Annotated in this window: 17 protein-coding genes; 9 read left to right on the top strand and 8 right to left on the bottom strand. The window is 45.9% G+C overall.

All coding sequences use genetic code 11. The features are described 5' to 3' along the window. Positions 1 to 145: 145 nt before the first annotated feature. The 6 genes from A9237_RS02575 to kduD all read right to left on the bottom strand — a co-directional run bounded on the left by A9237_RS02575 (position 146) and on the right by kduD (position 7,652). Positions 146 to 2,182, bottom strand: a complete 2,037-nt coding sequence (locus tag A9237_RS02575) for a heparinase II/III domain-containing protein (protein WP_078607585.1) — start codon at positions 2,180 to 2,182, stop codon at positions 146 to 148. A 5-nt stretch (positions 2,183 to 2,187) separates the two neighbouring features. Further along, a complete protein-coding gene (uxaC, locus tag A9237_RS02570; RefSeq protein ID WP_078607583.1) occupies positions 2,188 to 3,618 on the bottom strand; it encodes a glucuronate isomerase in 1,431 nt (476 codons plus the stop codon). Between the two features lie 129 nt (positions 3,619 to 3,747). Next, positions 3,748 to 5,514 carry a sodium:solute symporter family protein gene (locus A9237_RS02565; RefSeq protein ID WP_078607582.1) on the bottom strand — a complete coding sequence of 589 codons (1,767 nt, stop codon included), beginning with the start codon at positions 5,512 to 5,514 and terminating at the stop codon, positions 3,748 to 3,750. Positions 5,515 to 5,889: 375 nt separating this feature from the next. After that, a complete protein-coding gene (locus A9237_RS02555) occupies positions 5,890 to 6,531 on the bottom strand; it encodes an RpiB/LacA/LacB family sugar-phosphate isomerase (protein WP_078607576.1) in 642 nt (213 codons plus the stop codon). A 28-nt stretch (positions 6,532 to 6,559) separates the two neighbouring features. Further along, complete coding sequence (locus tag A9237_RS02550; RefSeq protein WP_009705706.1) at positions 6,560 to 6,880, bottom strand: cupin domain-containing protein; 321 nt, start codon at positions 6,878 to 6,880, stop codon at positions 6,560 to 6,562. Positions 6,881 to 6,890: 10 nt separating this feature from the next. Continuing rightward, a complete protein-coding gene (gene kduD / locus A9237_RS02545) occupies positions 6,891 to 7,652 on the bottom strand; it encodes a 2-dehydro-3-deoxy-D-gluconate 5-dehydrogenase KduD (RefSeq protein WP_009705707.1) in 762 nt (253 codons plus the stop codon). Between the two features lie 245 nt (positions 7,653 to 7,897). Here kduD and kdgR point away from each other — a divergent pair, with 245 nt between their 5' ends. The 7 genes from kdgR to A9237_RS02510 all read left to right on the top strand — a co-directional run bounded on the left by kdgR (position 7,898) and on the right by A9237_RS02510 (position 13,709). After that, entirely contained in the window at positions 7,898 to 8,683 is a 786-nt protein-coding gene (kdgR, locus tag A9237_RS02540) for a DNA-binding transcriptional regulator KdgR (RefSeq protein WP_078608698.1), read from the top strand. Positions 8,684 to 8,941: 258 nt separating this feature from the next. Then, on the top strand, positions 8,942 to 9,439 hold the full coding sequence (locus tag A9237_RS02535; RefSeq protein WP_061034928.1) for a prepilin-type N-terminal cleavage/methylation domain-containing protein: 498 nt from the start codon (positions 8,942 to 8,944) through the stop codon (positions 9,437 to 9,439). Positions 9,440 to 10,064: 625 nt separating this feature from the next. Continuing rightward, complete coding sequence (gene trpS / locus A9237_RS02530) at positions 10,065 to 11,087, top strand: tryptophan--tRNA ligase (protein ID WP_078607574.1); 1,023 nt, start codon at positions 10,065 to 10,067, stop codon at positions 11,085 to 11,087. A gap of 100 nt (positions 11,088 to 11,187) precedes the next feature. Further along, entirely contained in the window at positions 11,188 to 12,174 is a 987-nt protein-coding gene (locus A9237_RS02525; protein ID WP_078607572.1) for a permease, read from the top strand. A gap of 33 nt (positions 12,175 to 12,207) precedes the next feature. Continuing rightward, positions 12,208 to 12,456 carry a thioredoxin family protein gene (locus A9237_RS02520; protein WP_005437129.1) on the top strand — a complete coding sequence of 83 codons (249 nt, stop codon included), beginning with the start codon at positions 12,208 to 12,210 and terminating at the stop codon, positions 12,454 to 12,456. An 82-nt stretch (positions 12,457 to 12,538) separates the two neighbouring features. Beyond that, the gene (locus tag A9237_RS02515; protein ID WP_017819121.1) at positions 12,539 to 13,054 is read left to right on the top strand and encodes a sigma-70 family RNA polymerase sigma factor; all 516 of its coding nucleotides are present in this window, start codon (positions 12,539 to 12,541) and stop codon (positions 13,052 to 13,054) included. A gap of 100 nt (positions 13,055 to 13,154) precedes the next feature. Next, on the top strand, positions 13,155 to 13,709 hold the full coding sequence (locus A9237_RS02510) for a hypothetical protein (RefSeq protein ID WP_078607570.1): 555 nt from the start codon (positions 13,155 to 13,157) through the stop codon (positions 13,707 to 13,709). Positions 13,710 to 14,222: 513 nt separating this feature from the next. On the opposite strand, the gene A9237_RS02505 is transcribed toward A9237_RS02510, so the two are convergent. Next, the gene (locus A9237_RS02505) at positions 14,223 to 15,182 is read right to left on the bottom strand and encodes a chromosome partitioning protein ParA (protein WP_078607568.1); all 960 of its coding nucleotides are present in this window, start codon (positions 15,180 to 15,182) and stop codon (positions 14,223 to 14,225) included. Further along, the gene (locus A9237_RS02500) at positions 15,179 to 16,507 is read right to left on the bottom strand and encodes a sphingomyelin phosphodiesterase (RefSeq protein WP_078607566.1); all 1,329 of its coding nucleotides are present in this window, start codon (positions 16,505 to 16,507) and stop codon (positions 15,179 to 15,181) included. The genes A9237_RS02505 and A9237_RS02500 overlap by 4 nt, the downstream gene beginning before the upstream one ends. Before the next feature lie 254 nt (positions 16,508 to 16,761). On the opposite strand from A9237_RS02500, the gene A9237_RS02495 reads away from it, so the two are divergent. Together A9237_RS02495 and A9237_RS02490 are read left to right on the top strand one after the other, a co-directional pair. Beyond that, positions 16,762 to 17,100: a GFA family protein gene (locus tag A9237_RS02495; protein ID WP_078607564.1), complete on the top strand. Its 339-nt coding sequence runs from the start codon at positions 16,762 to 16,764 to the stop codon at positions 17,098 to 17,100. Positions 17,101 to 17,347: 247 nt separating this feature from the next. Further along, a complete protein-coding gene (locus A9237_RS02490) occupies positions 17,348 to 19,786 on the top strand; it encodes a M9 family metallopeptidase (protein ID WP_078607562.1) in 2,439 nt (812 codons plus the stop codon). Positions 19,787 to 19,841 lie beyond the last annotated feature (55 nt).

Below are 19,841 nucleotides of genomic sequence, written 5' to 3'. Positions count from 1 at the left end.
GATTTTGTTCAAAAGATGATCAGTGTCATTCTTCAAGCGTGCTGCTTATAACGCGCGCTTATTTGCAATTGGAAGGTCATGTATAGAAAGGAATATTTAAAGAGACAAGGCCAGCATTTAGCTAGCCTTGTTTTGATGGCGATTATTATGGCACCTGCTCAAACATGGTGATTCTTGCCGATTTAAAGTCATACATGATTCTAGTGCAGTTGATGTGCTTACTGCCGTTTGTGTTCGATAGAACGAAGTAGATACTTTCCTCACCCCAAGTTACGTCACTGACGTGGTAGTTACTCTGTTCCGAAAGATCATGAAGCACTAAGGTATTCAACTCGTGCGCATGAGAGCGAATCAAGGAATAAGCGAGATCGGACGTTGCGGGATTGTCTGGCGCATTACCAATGAGCACTTCAACAGGTGAGTCTGCGTAGATGTGTTGACGGAATTCTGTTTGACCCTCTATTTCATAATTAAGAGCGAATGCCGTGTTTGGTTCGCTTATCTGTGTATTCGTCATCCGTGCTAAAGCTCCGGATAGTGGGTTCGTAATTGGCTTCCAAGGCACGTTTTCTGGTTGGAGAAGATGTTCACCTCGAACGTGATAAGTCAGATCCAATTGTTGGTTGTGTGGATTGAGAATCCTATTTAGCTCAATGGCGACATCATCAAGCCAAATGAAGGCTCGACGGAACATAACATCTTGATACGCCTCTTTGTCCCATTGCACGATTGTATGGCTATCGACACTGGCTTCTGGCTGTGACCAATCCACAACGGCATCGATGGTGGTGTAATTCTCAGTTTGTGTAAAACCCAGTAATTGCGGGTGGATTGGGGACTGGTTTTGCTGATTCACCACCAATGTATTGTGTGTGGCGGTGTTTTTGTAATAGCCGTAATGCAGCTCTGCGCCATAACCTGTTGTGCCTAAATCCGGTAAAATCTCTTTGCCATTACGCGTTAGGATAAAGCCGAGTCGGTCATAATGATCGTGCTCACCGCCATACGGCGCGTGCTTGTACAACAGAGCATTATTCAATGCTGGATGATGGGCAATGGTCAAGCCAGCGGCTTCGCTATGTGTTGAGTGACAAAGTAACGGGCTAACTTGAGGAAGTTCATCCACGCCATAGAGCAAAGCATTGATGTTATCGCGACTGATGTTTTGATAGATGCTGGCTAAGGCACGAGCAAATTCTTCACACGGTGTTTGCTTGTAGGCAAATTCAAACAAGTGAGCATGAGTGAGCTTTTCTTGTCCTGCAATACAATCGTTCAAGCGAGGGAAATCACCGGTGTTCATTACCAACTGTAGCGGGAATTTCAGTAACTTTAAGTAGTTAGGATTCGAGCTGACAGAGTACGGGGTTTGATGTGCCATTTTCTCGAAATTCAGCAAGGCTTGTAACGCGTAGTAGTGATAGTGGATCGAGCCTTCAAACCACATGCCTTCCCCGATACAACCATGTTCTAGCTGATAGTGCAGTCCGTATTCGGTGTTGAGTGCGAAATCGAGATAACGTTGTTCATCAAGAATAAGGCCAATCACACCGATGGTCGCGTTGATCTTCATCTCATGGTTATGCAGCTGAGCGGTGCGATGTTCCACCAGAAAATCCGCACCTTCTCGCAGTAACCGCAGTTCGATATAGGCTTGCTGTTCTGGCGTTAGAGCTTGTTTGATGAAGTCATAGCCTCTAGCGAAATCAAGGTGACAGTTCGCCTCACACAAGGTTTGTGCGTTTGCTTTACCAGGGCCATTGTAAGGGATGCCACCGTGTACCTCGTAGTCTGGATAGTGTTTTGCGTACTGGAGCAGTATTTGTTTCACTTTCTCTAGATAACGGTCTTCATTGGTCAGATGCCACAGCAGCCCTAGGTCATAACACGCCTTGGCGTTTAACCCATTCAACCAGCGCCACCATGCACCGTCGTACGGCTCACCAGTAAATGTTTTTCCATCAACAGGGCAGCAATGAGACGTTGGTTTATTCCGATCCCAAGTCAGTCTCACCCCATGTTCAGGGCAATAATAGAATAGGTTCCAAGTCGCACGCCCGTCTTCGGGAACTAGGACTTCGTGATTAAGCACAATTTGGTTATCTTCATTAAGCGCTTTGATGACAGAAGGCGTCGCGCGATGACGAATATTCTCCATTTCTTTGTTTGAAAATTGCAGCATGGCGATTACCCCTCTAAGCCTTGATCAGAATTGAAGCGAAAGTAGCGTTTGGCGTTGTAGTAACAAATGTTCTCTATGGTTTGTTTGAGTAATGGTTCGTCGTGAGGTATTTCTCCTTCCTCGACCCATTTTGCTAAGAGGTTGCACAATACTCGGCGAAAATATTCATGTCGGCTAAAAGAGAAGACATTGCGAGAGTCTGTCAGCATGCCAATAAAACGTCCAAGCGCGCCGAGATTTTTGAGTGTTGTCAGTTGAGATTCCATGCCGTCTTTATGATCGTTAAACCACCATGCCGCACCAAATTGAATTTTCCCCGCGACAGTATCGCTGTCCTGAAACGCACCCGCCATGCAGCTTAGTACTGGGTTGTCGTTGGGGTTGAGATTAAAGAGTACCGTATTAGGCAAACACGAACTTCGATCCAGTTCACTCAGTAACTGGGAAAGGGCATGGGCATACGAATCACTGTTAATGACGCTAAACCCGGTTCCTCCACCAAGTTGCGCTTTACGTCTTTCATTGACGTTCATTAAAACGCCTATGTGAAGTTGCATACTCCAGCCGAGTTGGTAGTAACGTTGGCCTAGTTCGAAAAACAATCTGGATGTCAGTTGAACAAGTGCAGTTTGGGTAATCGCTTGGTTTTGAAGAAGCTGTTGGAAGATGAGCTCTGCTTGTTCTTCACTGCATGGTTCAAAGCTTACGCTTGGTAAGCCTAAATCAGATAAACGACAACCCACTTCATGAAAGGCATCTAGCCTTGTTTGGATTGCACAAAGATAATCTTGAAATGTGCCAATTGAGGTAGTGGTTAACTTAGATAAGTGTGTGAGTAGCGCATGAAACTTGTCGGTTTGGTTGAAATAAAACAACTCGTCAGCACGGAACGTCGGTAACACTTGCACCTTAAAGTTAGATTCTTTTAGCGCGAGATGGTGCTCTAGGTTGGATAAAGGCGAATCCGTGGTACACAAGGTTTCGACGTTTAATTGTTCCAGTACATCACGAGTACTGTTGTTTCCTTGTTTGAATTGCTGGTGACTTAACCCCCAGATGTCTTTTTGATTGTCTGGATTGAGTAATAAATCGCAATCAAAGAAACGTTTTAGCTCCAGATGAGACCATTGATAGAGGGGATTGCCAATCAAGTAAGGCACGGCTTCGCACCATTTGGCGAACTTTTCTGTGTCCGTTGCATCACCAGTGATGTAGTGCTCGTCGATTCCGTTACTTCGCATCGCTCTCCACACATAGTGATCGTTATTAAGCCATGCTTGGGTGAGGTTCTCGTGTTTTGTGTCCTGCCAAATGTCTTCTGCTTCAAGGTGATTGTGAAAGTCTATGATCGGCATCGGTGCGGCAAAGCGATGATACAGATCCTGAGCAAGTGGGCTGGAGAGAAGAAAATTATCGTGAATGTAAGCTTGATTCATGGTTCTTACCTCAAAAGTATTCAGCGAGTCACTCTGCAAAAAATGACTGACTCAAGACTTATCTGTTGTTCGTTGTGAATATAGGAGGCTCAACCCTTCGAGCCTCCAAGGTCTGAATTCAAACGAGAATTAGTGTTGTAATTGTGTCGACAGTACTTCAGTTTTCTTGGCGCTCTTAAGAAGCAAGGCACCAACGGTAAGTACAACGCCACCACAGAATAGGAAGGCCATGCGTCCCCAGAATGGATTTGGAATCAACACCATGGCGATAACCAAAGCACCGAACACCAAGATCAGTTTGCCAAGCATGCTGCGTTGTTGACGATCCACTTCATCTTGTCCTTCAGCTTCCACCACTGGTGTATCAACATCCGTCCAAAATTCCGAAAGCTCTTTTGCGCGCGCTTCTTGAGGTGCTTTGTAGAACTTAGTGGTTAAGCAGAAGAAGCCACCTGTAATCAGTAGATGACCGATGATGCCGTTCATGACAATCAGGTCAGACGCTTCACGGCTGGTAAAGCCATTTTCAAGGTTTAGCACGTTAGCGATAACGTCTGGTGTGATAACAAAACTCACGAGATAAGAGACCACCATACCAACAACAAGCGTTGCCCATGCTGCCCAATCCGGAGTTTTCTTGATGAACATGCCGAAGAACAACGGCACCAAGATCGGCATTTGAAGTAGGGTACTCACGTACATCATTGCGTCGAATAAGCTCAAACCACGCAATGAATTGATGAACAATGCGACCATGATGATCAGTACACCAAACACAATGGTGACCGCTTGGCTGACACGCATAAGTTGACGCTCTGACGCATCTTTATTGATGATTGGGTTGTAGAAGTTACGAACGAAAACACCCGCATTTCGGTTGAGGCCAGAATCCATTGAAGACATGGTGGCTGCAAACACGGCAGACATAAGTAGGCCAACCATGCCGACTGGCATCACACGTTCTACAAATACAAGGTAAACCGCATCGGCTGCTTTTCCGCCAAGAGCATCGACGTGCGCAAGTGCTGCGTCTGGGAAGATAACTGCAGTTACCCAAGGAGGCATAAACCAAATCGCAGGGCCAACAAGCATCAACACAAAGGCAAGTAGAGCCGCTTTACGTGCGTTGATAGAATCTTTTGCAGTAAGAAAACGGTAAGAGTCCTGCATGTTGTTGATGTTTTGTAACTGCTTAACGAACATGAAGATAAACCAAGCGACGAACAGCAATGAGTAGTTCATACCCGGTCCCATGATTGAATCGGTAGGGAACTGCTCGATCAAGTTACTTGGGCCACCGATCTTAATGATCGCCGCTACGGCACACACTACAGTTACGGCCATGATGACAACCATTTGGACAAAGTCTGACGCCACAACGCCCCATGATCCGCCAATCACAGAAATAAACAGAACGATCAAACCCGTGACAATGATGGTGGTCTCGATGTCAATTTTGAACACCGCACTCACGAACAGCGCCAAGCCATTCAACCAAATACCCGTGTAAACAATGCTGGTTGGCATTGTTGCCCAAGTGAACACTTGCTCGTTCGTCGCACCAAAGCGGCGGCGCACACCCTCTACAGGTGTCACTACTCGCATTTGACGGAAACGGTACGAGAAGAATAACCAAGACAACAAGAAGCCGAACGCATTCGCCATGAAGATCACCATGATCGGAAAGCCGTCAGTAAAGGCCTTGCCTGCTGCACCGGTAAACGTCCACGCACTGAACTGGGTCATAAACGCCGTTGCGCCTACCATCCACCACAACATCTTGCCGCCACCTCTAAAGTAGTCACTGGTTGAGTTACCGGCCAAGCGTTTAAAGATGATCCCGACAGCGATCATAAACACAAAGTAAACGGCGACTACGAGTATATCTATGTTCATTTTTGTACCCCTAGTGATTTTAAAAATAAGGTTTCTGTTTTTTAAAACGTTGGTTCATTATTTAATATGTATGACAAAAGATCGAACGGGAAATACAAAAAATGTGACAAATGAAACGCTATTTCAATTTTGTTATTTAAACAGTAAAGAAATGATTTTTCTTATGGGGTATTTGTTTAAGTAATTGAAATGTAATATTTTAAGTTAATTTGATTGGAGGGTGGGTAGGGCGATGGTACGATTTTATTTTGAAGGAATTAGAACGGATACCACGCTAAGAAAGAGTGATATGTATGATTATATTTTGGGTGGGATATATGCGTAAAACCGTTGCCGCTTAAAGATGGAAGAAAAGCGACAACGGGATTTAAGACATTAAGCTAAGATTTCGCGTACGAATGCTTCGATCTCCGCATCTTGGCAGTGCTCAAAGAAACATTGCTGGAAACGCACGCCACTTACTGCGGTTTTCACCAGTTCTGGGTCAATGGCTTTTAACGTATCGAGGTAGTTTTCTTTTACGACAGCAGACTTCACAACGTTAAGAATGGCAGCATTTCGCTGCTGCGGTTCTGCTCGTTCTAGTGGATAACCTTGGCCGCGATCTCCGGTTGTGAATGCTTTCTCGAAAATATAACGAACGTTTAATTCTGCACCCCAGCCATAACCTTTTGCGAACGCAAGCGATAAGGCATTACCGTTGTTAATTTGATTAAACAAGAATGCGTCAGATGGATCTAAGCAGTAGCCACAAACAATGCCCGGATGAATATTCAATGACATCATGGCACCTTGTCCTGTACCACAGCCAGTCACGATGAAATCCACTGCTTTAGAGTTGATCAAGATGCTCGCCATGATGCCTAGGTGGATGTAAGTCAGGTGATGATCGTTTTCATCACTCATGCCTACGTTAAATACTGAGTATTCTTGTGAACGAGCCACTTGCTCAAGTTCGTTTAGCACAATCGCGTTTTTACCCGCTTGGCTATTTTCCATCATCAGTGCAATCTTCATGGGTTTCTCCAATAATAATCTTTTAAATTTAGACAAAATCTTTGCGCATAGGCGTGAAGTTATCGAGCAGCACACCTTCGCTTAAACAAGTACAGCCATGAATGATGTTCGGCTGCTTATAAAGCGCATCTCCGGCTTTGACGACTTTCGTCTCGTCGCCAATGGTGAATTCAAACTCACCGGAGAGCACATAAGTAATTTGCTCATGAGGGTGACTGTGTAAAGCGCCGACCGCACCTTTGTCGAAATACACTTCGACGCTCATCATGTTGTCACTGTAAGCCAAAACTTTGCGTTTGATACCATCGCCAAGATCTTCCAGAGCAATGTCTTTATTAAATACAAACATCACTTTCTCCTTAACGAGCTAACCAGCCGCCATCGACCGCGATGGTATAACCGTTCACGTAATCAGAAGCAGAAGATGCAAGGAAGACACACGGCCCAGCCAGATCTTTTGGTGTACCCCAACGCTCTGCAGGGATGCGCTCGACGATTGCTTTATTTCGTTCTTCATCTGCTTGCAGAGCTGCGGTGTTGTTAGTCGCCATATAGCCCGGCGCAATCGCATTGACGTTAATACCTTTGCTTGCCCATTCATTCGCCATCAAACGCGTTACGCCCATCACCCCGCTTTTCGATGCCGTGTATGAAGGTACGCGAATACCACCTTGGAATGAAAGCATGGACGCCACGTTAATGATCTTGCCGCCAGTACCTTGAGCAATGAACTGCTTGGCTGCGGCTTGAGACATAAAAAAGACCGATTTGACGTTGATGTCCATCACGTCATCCCAATCTTGCTCACTGAATTCGAGTGCGTCATTACGACGAATGATGCCAGCGTTGTTTACCAAGATATCGACCTTGCCAAATGCAGTAACAGCTTGATCAATGATGCTTGGAATATCGTCTAGAACCATAAGATTCGCACGTACATCCAAAAAGCGGCGACCAAGCGCTTCGATCTGTTGTTTGGTTTCTGTTGGTTCAGAAATGTTCACGCCGACAATGTCACAGCCTGCGCTAGCCAAACCCAACGCCATACCTTGACCAAGTCCAGTATTACACCCAGTCACAACAGCGACTTTTCCTTCAAGATTGAACGAATCGAGAATCATAATGAGTTCCTTACCATGCAAATTAAGTATTAATGTATGACTTATTGCCATCAGATGAGGTCACTTTATAGAAATGAAATTACGCGATCAACTAAAATGAAAAGGTGTTTTAAAAATTTTATGATGTGAGTCACCTTTACGCGACGATTTATCATACAAATAAGATTATTTATTGAAAAAGCTTTTCATTTTTTTTGAACACTAAAGGTATACTGACTGAAACATTGATGTGGAAAAGCGAGAATATGGCAGAAAAGAACACACAACCAGAATCCGTCTCTTCCGTTCTAAAGGTCTTTAGTATCTTAGAAGCGTTAGGCGAGCAGAAAGAAATTGGCGTGTCGGATTTGTCTCAACGATTGATGATGTCGAAGGCGACGACTTACCGTTTTCTTCAAACAATGAAGACGTTAGGCTATGTATCCCAAGAGGGCGAAGCCGATAAGTACAGCTTAACCATTCGCTTGTTCGAATTGGGAGCGAAGTCGCTAGAGTATGTCGATCTTATTGAATTAGCAGACATCGAGATGACCAAAATCGCGGATGCAACAGGTGAAGCGTTACACCTTGGCGCATTAGATGAAGACGCGATCATCTACATCCATAAATTGGATGCTAAATACTCATTGCGAATGCACTCACGTGTCGGACGCCGCAATCCACTCTACAGTACCGCGATTGGTAAAGTACTTTTAGCGGAACGCGAAGAAGCATTTGTCAGAGAATCATTGAAAGATATTGAGTTTATTTGTCATACAAAAAATACTCATAAAGACGTTGAATCTTTGCTTAAAGAGCTTGAGTTAGTTCGTAAGCAGCATTACGCGGAAGATAACGAAGAGCAAGAACCTGGCTTATATTGTGTCGCGGTTCCTGTTTATGACCGCTTTGGGCATGTGGTTGCGGGTGTGTCTATGTCTTTCCCAACGGTGCGCTTTGAAGAGTCTCGCCGTGAAGAGTACGTATCCATGCTGCACAATGCTGGCCGCGTGATCTCCGAGAAAATGGGTTTCCACGAATATCCGGCATGATCGTTCATACTGTTGAGATCAAGAACTCAACGAAAATGCTAAATTGAAACGGAGGCGCTAATGCCTCCGTTTTTGTGTTTTTCCCCGACCTAATTTATTGCATCCTGCTAGGGAAACCTCAAAGCGTCGCTAATCCCTCGCCACTTTGTCAGATTGTTCTCGAACCCGACGTAAGATTTCCCAATCCAATGTTGGCCAATAGTAATCTCATTTCACCGCTCTAACATGTGCCCTAAGCAACAAATACAGGGCTTTTAAATGAGAACAGCAAAGGGTTTCACCTTAATTGAGTTAGTCGTGGTTATCGTGATTCTTGGGATATTAGCCGTGACGGCCGCGCCACGTTTTTTGAATATTCAGGGCGATGCGAGAGCGGCAGTGATCGAGGGCGTGAGAGGCGCGGTGGTGAACGCCAACCAAATTGCCAATGCCAAGTATCAGCTTGGTTATGGCGTATCGATTGGCTCCACGGCAACAGACAATACCTTTTTAGATTTGAACAAAAATGGTGCGCAGGACGATGGCGAGCCTTTGATGGTTTGGGGGCATTTAGATAACGTTTCAGTTGAAGAAATGGTGAACCTCGATGGGGATTTGGTGGTGTCTGATCCAGAGGCGCCGGGCAAGAACAAACTCTACATTGGTTTTGCTCAAAGTGCCGATGCATTAGAGAACGGTCAATGCTATTTCCTTTACACCCAAGCATCGGGAGAAGGCACGGAACCGAGCTTTGAAACGGTGACATCTGGTTGCTAGTCCTTTTGAACCTCTACAGTTTTGCACAACAAATCTGGCCGTTTTTAATAGACACGTCTCTGTAAACCTTGTCGGCTTTCATTGAACTTGTTCTAACGTCATCACACTTCTTGGACTAAGTGGTTTAAGTTTTCGCCAAAAATCGTAACGCTGTGTGCAACAGAGTGAACCGAAGATTGTTTGGCGTATCGATTCACCGGAAAGGATTTATCACTGTTCAACTTAGTATGAGAGCTGAGCAATCAGCGTTGCTCTACGTGCTCTAAAGTCGAGAAGTAAAGGATGAGAAGCAAACAGAATAAAGCGGTATTGTGTGCGTTTGTATCGGGTAGCCTATTTGGTGCTGCACTGGTCATCGCCATGTATATCCAGATTTGATGCCGTGCTGGCAAAGCGTGCCAAAACTGAAAAATCAAATTGTACAAGGAGTAGGGTTGTTTTCAGCTCTGCTCCTTGTTAGTTTTAAAAGCATGAAAACGACATTCACACCTTCATCAAACTTCTTCTGGTGGCGCTCTAATTAGAGCGGCGCGGAATCCTTACATTCTTACGCTGCTGGACGGTAGCTAAGAGTGTCATGCCTTTTTATCTCCAGTAGCGATCTATTTTTATTCGGAGATAAGTTATGAACACCACACAAAACACTCAACAACGCGAAGTCATTCTCACTGGCGACCGAGCCACTGGCCCTCTGCATTTAGGTCATTACGTCGGTTCACTGCAACAGCGAGTTGCGCTACAAACTCAGCACGATCAAACCATTCTCGTTGCCGATATGCAGGGCTTAACTGATAACGCGCACAACCCTTCCAAGGTCTCTTCCAATATCTTGAACGTCGTGGCGGATTATCTTGCCGTTGGCATCGATCCGAATCAAACCACCATCTGCTTGCAGTCCCAAGTTCCGGCGCTTGCTGAGCTAACCATGTACTACAGCAACTTGGTTTCTATCGCACGCTTGGAGCGCAACCCGACGGTGAAAAACGAAATCCAAAGCAAAGGGTTTGAGCGTTCCATTCCGGCTGGATTTTTGACTTACCCTATCTCTCAAGCGGCTGACATTACCGGCTTTCACGCGACACTTGTTCCCGTTGGTGATGATCAATTGCCAATGCTAGAGCAAACCAATGAAATCGCGAGAAAGATAAACCATCTTGGCGGGAAAACCATTTTGAAAGAGTGTCGTCCACTGCTCAGTGACGCGCCGCGTCTGCCAAGCACGGATGGCAAAAACAAAATGTCGAAAAGCATGGGTAACGCAATCAACTTAGGAGCGACAGAGAAAGAAATCAGCGCAGCGGTAAAATCCATGTACACCGACCCAAACCACTTGCGTATTGAAGACCCAGGCCAAGTGGAAGGTAACATCGTATTCACTTACCTTGATGCCTTCCATACTGACAAAGCTTATGTAGAAGAGTTAAAAGCCCATTATCGCCGTGGTGGATTGGGTGACGGAACAACCAAGAAAGTGTTGGAAGAGTGCCTGCAAGAGATGCTTCGTCCAATCCGAGAAAAACGCGCCATGTTCTTAGATGACAAAGCACAACTGATCGAAATCCTTAAACAAGGTAGCCAAAGTTCACGTGAGAGAACCGAGCAAGTTCTATTTGATGTGAAAGGTGTGTTTGGTCTGAATCTGTTCTGAAATCGGGTCTGCAAGTCACGACCAAAAAATAATTCAAAAAAGTGTGCATCCTTTTGCGACCTCAAACGTGTTAGAGGTAAATCGTTTAGAGGGTGCCACTATGTTGGACGTTTTTACCCATTTTGCCGACTGGCTGACTTATTCCATTTTCAACTTGGAAGCCAGCACTTCAATGGCAAAAGGTGTTCATTTTTTTATTGAAGACACAATTAAGATCTTAGTCTTACTGGTTGTGTTGATTTACGTTATCTCCGCACTGAGAGCCAGCCTGAGTGTGGACAAAGTTCGCCAATATCTACAAGGTAAGCACCGTGGTGTGGGTTACTTTCTTGGCTCTCTATTTGGTGCGATTACCCCGTTTTGCTCGTGCAGTTCTATTCCTCTGTTTATGGGTTTTGTCTCCGCGCGCATTCCTATTGGTGTGACCATCGCATTTCTTATTACCTCGCCTCTGATCAACGAGGTGGTGGTCATCATGCTTGGCAGTGTCCTCGGCCTGAAATTCACAATCATGTACGTCATCATCGGTATGCTACTGGGCATTTTTGCAGGCTTTGTCTTGGATGCTTTTAGGGCCCACCGTTGGTTACAGCCTTTCCTCGCAGAGGCGTATCAAAAAGCCAATGAGTTAGATGCGCTGCCTCAAAAAGCGATTGAGTCTCCGTCAATGACGTTGAAACAGCGCCACGAATTTGCCGTGAATGAAACCAGTACCATCTTCAAGCGCATTTGGATTTGGGTATTTGTTGGGGTGGGTATTGGTGCGTTTATTCATGGTTTTGTTCCGGCTGATTGGTTCGAGCAAAACCTCGCACATGGACAATGGTGGACCGTACCACTCGCCACGCTCAGTGCCATTCCGATTTACACCAACGCAACGGGCATCGTGCCAATCATGGCGTCGTTGATCGACAAAGGTATGCCACTGGGAACCACGCTTGCGTTTTGCATGGGAGCGGTCGCCGTGAGCTTGCCAGAGTTCATGATGCTCAAACAAGTCATGCAATACCGATTACTTGGCGTCATCGCGGGTTACTTGCTGGTGGCGATTTCCATCACGGGTTGGTTGTTTAACTTCTTCTATTAATCACAGCAGAGCAAATGCTCACAGGAGTCTGATATGAAAAGCATTCAAGTTTATGGTTCAGGTTGTAAGAACTGCATCGTCACCGCAGAACGTATTGCCGAGGTTGCACAAGAGTTAGGGCAGCAAGTCAGTATTGAAAAAGTCACCAGTTTAGAAGCTATCATGAAAGCGGGCATTATGAGCACACCGGGTGTCGCGATTAATGGCGAGTTGAAACACACAGGTTCGGTGCCATCTGTTGATCTGGTTCGCGATTTGCTCAAAGAAGATGTTGTAGCGTAAAGGCAAGGAAATCGCGTCGCGCGTGCTGATTGTTTGATTTAGCACGTGCGACGACTATTGAGATTCAAGAATGAAATGTTTGATGAATGCGTGGAACCATGCAGAACCGAGCCTTTATGGTTGGCTACTAAAGCAAACCCAAAATCCGCATGAAGCGGAAGACATCATGCAAGAAGTGTTTCTGAAAGCCATGGAGAACAGTGAGCGTTTCTGTACATTGCAGGACGGCAAATCATGGTTGTTTAAGATGACCAGAAACCACTTCGTCGACCAACTAAGACGGAAAATCCAATCGGTAGAAATCGAAGAGTTTGTCACGCCAACAGAAATCTCTCCCGCGATGGTTCAACTTCAACGCTGTCTTCCCAAGGTATTGGTGAAACTTACCGAGCAGGAGCGTGATGTGATAGAGCAATGTGACCTCAACGGCATGGCACAAAAAGACTACGCAGAGAAACACCAGCTTAGCCTGCCCGCTGTGAAGGCGCGTTTACGTCGAGCCCGAATAGAGCTCAAAAGTATTTTAGTGAGCGAGTGCAAAGTGACCCAAGACCAAACGGGCGTCTGCTGCTTTAAGTCCTTTCAAGCTGAACCTTAAATTTTTCTGACAGTAACGTTTCTGATTTAAATTTATTGATAATAATTCTCATTACGTTATGTTTGTGGTCTCAAATACACTCATTGTTGCGGAGACCAACATGGAACACTCGGATATTACTCAACTGCTTATTCCAAAGAGTGATTGGGCATCGCCTGATCTTTTTCTTTATGAAGGGGAAGACAAACTTCGTCTGAGCTTAGAAGGCGCAATTCAATACAGTGGATTGAACAGTATTGGTGGCGTGGTTCTGGGCTTTAGGATGATCCAATACGCGGTGCAACTGGCGGCGGGTGATCAGTCTTTGCAACGAGATGGTATCAGTATTTATACCGCGTTCCCTGGTCGTGGTGCTCAAGATGCCTTTGAATACACATGCCGCGCACTACGTGATAAACGTTATTGCTGCGATACCACATTGCACCACCCAGCAGCGCAAACTGGGCAACGTGGTCAGTTCCTATTTACGATTCGTTTGAATGAACAATCTATGGTGATGACACCAGCAAACGGACTACCAAGAAAAAGCTACTTTGAAGCCGACCGACATTCGCAAGAAAATCGGGAAGCCGCATTGAAATGGCGTGATGAGAAGATCAATTTCGCTAACACGCTCTTGAGCTTACCTCCGGAAGAGTGCTTACGCGTGTTGTAACCCTTGAGTTGCACCAAAGAATGAATAACAAAAGGTCGCTTGCTTTCAAGTAAGCGACCTTCTTGTATCAAGCATTCGCGGGAACCAGATTCCTAGTCGCGCCTAGGCTTGCTGGAATGACCCAGTTTAAGCTTTGAGTTAGTGGAGGACTTATTTGCTGTTGATGACCACGAACTCAAACATCGCCATTTCCCAGAGCGAAGATGAATGAGTAGGGAAGCTCATTTCATACTCATGCTCTAAACTCCGTCATTCTGAAAAACGAGGGACGAGCGTAATTCAGAATCTACTTACCAAGTGCTGTTGAATCTTGGTGTTATCTCTAATTCACAGCTCGTCGAAACCAGATTCCTAGTCGTGCCTAGGCTTGCTGGAATGACCCCGTTTAAGCTTTGAGTTAGTGGAAGCCGTATTTGTTGCCTGCGTTCACGCCCCCAAACAGCGTCATTCCCTAGAGCGAAGAATGAGCGAGTAGGGAATCTCTCACTTCCAATTGCGCAGACAAACGAGCCGTTAACTCGCAAAGAACTCGCGACGAAAATCTGCCACCTCTTGCTCGTAATAACGCTGCCATTCCGAGTCCGATAAACCCGCGTGGCTAGTCGCTCTTTGTGTGGCCAGTTTGGATTCAAGCTGCTGCAACTCACTCTGATAATCGCGCACTTGCTGCTTTTGCTCGGCGACTTGTTGTTCGCGAGCGCGTATCTCTTCACTCTCTTGCTCAGAAAGGTAAGTTTGTTGAAGCTCCTCAATCAAAGCCTCGCGCTCTGTTTGGCTTACGTTATCCGGAATTAACGCCACCGCACGCTCATACTTTGCTTGCTCGCTGGCTAATCCCAACGTTTCTTCATTGCCTTGCCACTCTTGAACTAAATCCTCAAAGGCTTGCACGTAGTCTTGAGCGGGAGTCGAATTCAACTGCTCTGCCTGCAAACTAAAATCGTAAAGGGCAAATTCATCAGCAAAAATGACTTCGGCCAATTCACCCCATATTTTTCTTGCTTCCGCTTTGAGAAGAGCAACACGAGAGGCGAGCGGTTGCTGCTCATCAAACAACAAATCACCCACACTTTGCTGCCACAAACTATTGAGTTGATGGTAGTTCGCCAGTAAAGCAAAGCGCTCACCCGACATATAACTTTCCAGTTCGGCCAGCTTAGATTCGCAGTTATGATCAGACATACACGTGTGCCAGAAGGTCTCTATCTCGGCTTTTAATGCACGACCTCTGGCGTCATTCAAACGTCCAGCAATGGCTTTAATTGGAGAAGGGGTATCTTTGGCTTTCGGGACAATTTTTTTACTGGCAGTTTGATTTACTGATGAAGAAGAATGACCACTAGTATTTTGCTCAGCACGCCCTTCAATCACAGCAGAAAACGGCAACAAGCTTTCACGCTTATCACCTGCCATTGAGAACCAAATCGTGCCCGCCACAACGGCGGACACAGTAACTAACGCAATACGCTTCATGGTTTGATCACAGCGCTAACAGGGAAGTGATCCGACAGATTGTAATGCTTCCACAAACTCTCTGCGGTAGAGCGCGGAACGTCGACACGGTTATCGTTAAACGACTTCACGCCATATTCATTGCTCACCATCACGTAGTCGAGGTACTCCACATTCTCGCCACCAGATAAAGCCTCTCCGGCAAAGTTATTGATGCGAGGATCGAAAGTCGAAGCGGTATAACCTGAGTACTGGGGTTCTATCGCACTTAAATTCGTAATCATCTGCTGATAGTCACCAGGGAACTTCAACTTGTTCACGTTAAAGTCGCCGCTGTAAACCACAGTCTCGTTGGCAGGGATATTCAGAGATTGAGCCATTGTGCGCATTTGCTTGAACTGGCGCTGACGATATTCGCGCGCCGTATCCGTATCAAAAGACGCAGTATGAGTCGCGAACACATGATAAGCCTGACCACCTTTGATGATCTCCGCATAATTCACGCCCTTATCGGCAAAACAATCCGTACCCGAGCAATCTGGGAAGACGTATTGAGCCTGATTGACGATAGGGTAGCGGCTCACAATGATCACGCCGCCGTCGTAAATATTGAAGCCATCTTTATCCAACATCTTAGTCTGGTATGGGTATTCCTTTGCAAGTTCACGCAAGAACGCATCACGTCCACTTGCAAACACCTCTTGCAGTGCCAGTACATCGTAACCTTTGACGTAATCAGGAATCAGCTCGTAACGATCGCCAATGTGAGAAGCAATCGCAGGCAGTGCCCAGATGTTATAAGTCATCAGCTTTAGGTTCTGCTCATCGGTATCGACGACTTCATCCACCTTGTTTGGCGTGATGGTGTAATACAAATCATCATAACGAGCCGTGCTGGCAGATTTGAACGCTAGTTCTGACGTCCGATCGCCAAATGCATCGGTACTAGAGCGGTGAATATTGCGATCGTCTTTAAGAGCTAAGCCCACATCCGCCGCAGACAAGCCATATTCAATCGTAGAGTTATACCAATGGCCTTCCATCACTTGGTTAAGCGTGATGCTCTCACCTTGTGGGTTAGACACTACGGTTTCAAAGCGATAGTTCTGACCAGATTTCACGCCTTCCCAGCGATTAAAGCTCAGTACGGATTTGGTTTCCCAAGGGCCAAGCACTTGCACATGCTGCTGCCATTCTTCTCCGTATTTCAGTAAATCACTGCCTTCGTGTTTCACCTGAATGGTTAACGGTTGGTCTGAGTTATTGGTGAGGTATACGTCCGTATCTGCCAAGCTTGGTAATGCCACTAAACCGCTTAGCAAAAGACTCCACTGCGAAAATTTCATCTTGTTTATCCATAAGTTGTGTTAGAGCAATAATTCTTATTTATAAATATGACTAGCACGTTAAATATGGATGACAGAAAGGCACTCAGCAGAAATAGTTAGCGAGTTGTGATCTTTGTTCGGATTTACCGCTCGGGAATATAAAGCGCATATGGTGATATTTTGCTCTACAGGTAAAAGAATTATGCATCAGAACATGGGATTATCTTGAATTGAAGAATGCTGAGTGGAAATTAGTTAAGAGTAAATAAGATATGGAAATCACATGCCATTGCGGGAACATCGTTGTTCAAGCTGACGTACCGAAAGAGATAGCGTCATGTAATTGCTCTATCTGCCGTCGGTATGCAGCTTATTGGGCTTACTACTCGCCAGAGCAAGTATCAGTTCGTTACGTTAAAGAGCCTTCTGTCTTTTATATCTGGGGTGATAAAGAAGTCGAGTTTCACCGCTGCAATCTGTGTGGGTGTTTGACACACTACGTAACGACAGAGAAATGTGACGTTGATATCGTCGCCATCAATATGAGGATGGCAGAAGAGGAAGTCTTGAAAGATATCCCGCTGAGACTCATTGATGGTAAGCGCTACTAACCAAAAAGCCAGACACATGTCTGGCTTTTCTCTTTCTAGTTAACTGACTTTATCTTTGATATTTCAATCAGTTGTGTAACGTTTTCGGCGAGAGATAATCTGCAAATCTGGCAATTTGTTTATAAATTAGAGTTAAATATCTAATTTCTGAACTAACTTCATAAATCCTATGCAACTCAATTCACCTTGTTTGTTGTAAGGAATATAACAGCGCCCTCAAACATATAACTAATTAATGAGTGTTGTTATGTCTCATACCCGTCTATTCCCACGTCATCGCTTGGCGCTAGCTTGTATGCTTGCCAGTGTTTCCAGTTTCTCATTCGCTCAAGAACAGTGTGATATTCCTGATCTTCAACAGGCGCCTGATCTTGCTTTAGCCGTTTCTGAGGCGACTCATCATTGTTATGGTGCTTGGTTCTCTGCGCCTGCTGATTCGCTGAACGACATCTACAGTGAAGCGAGCTTAAGCCGTATTCAAATCGCGTTAAACCAAGCCATTGCAAGTTACCGCGGTGAGGCAGAACAAGCGCGCAAACTCGAAAACCTTGGTGAGTTTGTCCGCGCGGCTTATTACGTTCGCTATAACGCGCAACAGCCGGACTTTTCTCAGGCATTAGGCCAACGTTTTGCTCAGTCGATTAATGCGTTCTTAGCAAATCCACACGCGCTAGACCAAGGACGCGAACAAGTCGGGGCGATGAAAAGCCTGACGTTGATGGTCGACAATGTGAAGCAACTTCCTCTAACGATGGAAGCACAACTTGCGTCACTGCGTCACTTCAATCGCGAAACGGCGCAAGATACACAGTGGGTCGATGGGTTGAATAACCTTTTCCGTGCGATGGCTGGCCATGCTTCGCGAGATGATTTTTACCAATACATGGCCAGCCATACGCAACACATTGATACGTTAGCGGCGTTTGCTCGTGATAATGCTTGGGCATTGGATACGGATGCGAGCTTCTTGGTTTACAACGCTGTTCGCGAAACCGGACGTTTACTAGCCAGCCCAAACCAAGCAACCAAAGAGAAAGCGCTGCGTGTGATGCAACAAGTGATGGAGCAAAACCCGCTTGGTAGTGAACACGATAAGCTTTGGTTAGCCGCAGTAGAGATGATGAGCTACTTCGCGCCAGAGGGTTTAAATGGTCTGGATTTAGATCAAGCGAAGCGTGATTTAGCGGCTCGCGTGCTACCGAATCGTCATGAGTGTGATGGTCCGGCCATCATTCGTTCTCAAGATTTAACCCAAGCCCAATCTATTGAAGCTTGTGAGGTTTTAGCTGCAAAAGAGGCCGACTTCCACCAAGTGGCAAACACAGGGCATCAACCTGTGGCGGACGACAACAACGAGCGAGTGGAAGTAGCTGTGTTTGCGAATAACGGCAGCTACGTAGATTACTCGTCTTTCTTGTTTGGTAACACGACGGATAACGGCGGTCAGTACCTTGAGGGGAATCCGGCACAAGCAGGCAACGTGGCGCGCTTTGTCGCTTACCGTTACGACAATGGTGAGGCGCTTTCTATTCTCAATCTAGAGCATGAATACACCCATTACCTAGATGCGCGATTCAACCAATATGGCTCATTCAGCGATAACTTGGCACATGGTTACATTGTTTGGTGGCTAGAGGGCTTTGCTGAGTACATGCATTACAAGCAAGGTTACGACGCGGCGATTGGGCTGATTGCTGACGGTAAGATGAGCCTATCGGACGTGTTGGCGACCACTTACTCTCACGATACCAATCGAGTTTATCGTTGGGGCTACTTAGCGGTTCGCTTTATGTTGGAAGAGCATCCGCAAGAGGTAGACAGCTTACTAGCGCTTTCTCGTTCTGGTCAGTTTGCTGAGTGGGCAAAACAGGTTCAATTATTGGGTGAACAATACAATGGCGAGTTTGACCGTTGGTTAGATTCAGTCTCTAGTGAATCTCAGCAGCCTGATCCAAACCCAGATCCAAATCCGGGTGAGCCGACAGAGCCTTCTGATCAAGTAACGCAACTCGCAGCAAATCAAAGTGTGGTGCTCAGTGGCGCAGCATACAGCGAGCAACTGTTCTATGTGGATGTGCCAGAAAACACAACTCACTTTGACGTGGCGATTCATAGCAATAGCCAAGGCGATGCCGATTTGTACATGAGCTTTGAGAAAGAAGCCCATTACTATGACTTTGAGTTCAGCCAATATGGTGATGGCAGCAACGAGTTAGTGACGTTTGAGCCGGAGCAATCGGGTTACATTAAGCCGGGTCGTTACTACATCAGCATCGCGGGCCGTTCGGACTTTAATGACGTGACATTACAGGCGTCATTAGTGACAGAAACCCCAACACCGCCAGCACAAGAGCAAGATGACTTAACCCCAGTGGTATTGGAATCTGGCCAAGCACAAACCTTAACGGTGCACCAACAGCGTTACGCAGCGGTTTATGTACCGCAAGGCGTACAAGAGGTGCGAGTGTGGCTAACCGACAAAAACGGCAACGCAGATAATGGCAACGTTGATCTGTATGCGAGTAAAGCGTATTGGCCAACAGTAGGGCAACACGAATACGCATCAAACTACTGGGGCAGTAATGAATACCTGCAAATCCCAGTGACAGAAGAAGGCTATGTCCACTTCTCTTTAAATGCTGAGCTGCAAGGGGATGAGGTCGAGATGCTGGTGTACTTCTACTAATTCGCCGTACCGAAATCAAACCCTCATAAAACCAAAGCCGGACATCAGAGTCCGG

The organism is Vibrio owensii (assembly GCF_002021755.1).
Classification (GTDB): domain Bacteria; phylum Pseudomonadota; class Gammaproteobacteria; order Enterobacterales; family Vibrionaceae; genus Vibrio; species Vibrio owensii.
Note: the sequence above shows the minus strand (reverse complement) of the source record. Positions and strands in the feature narration are given on the sequence as shown.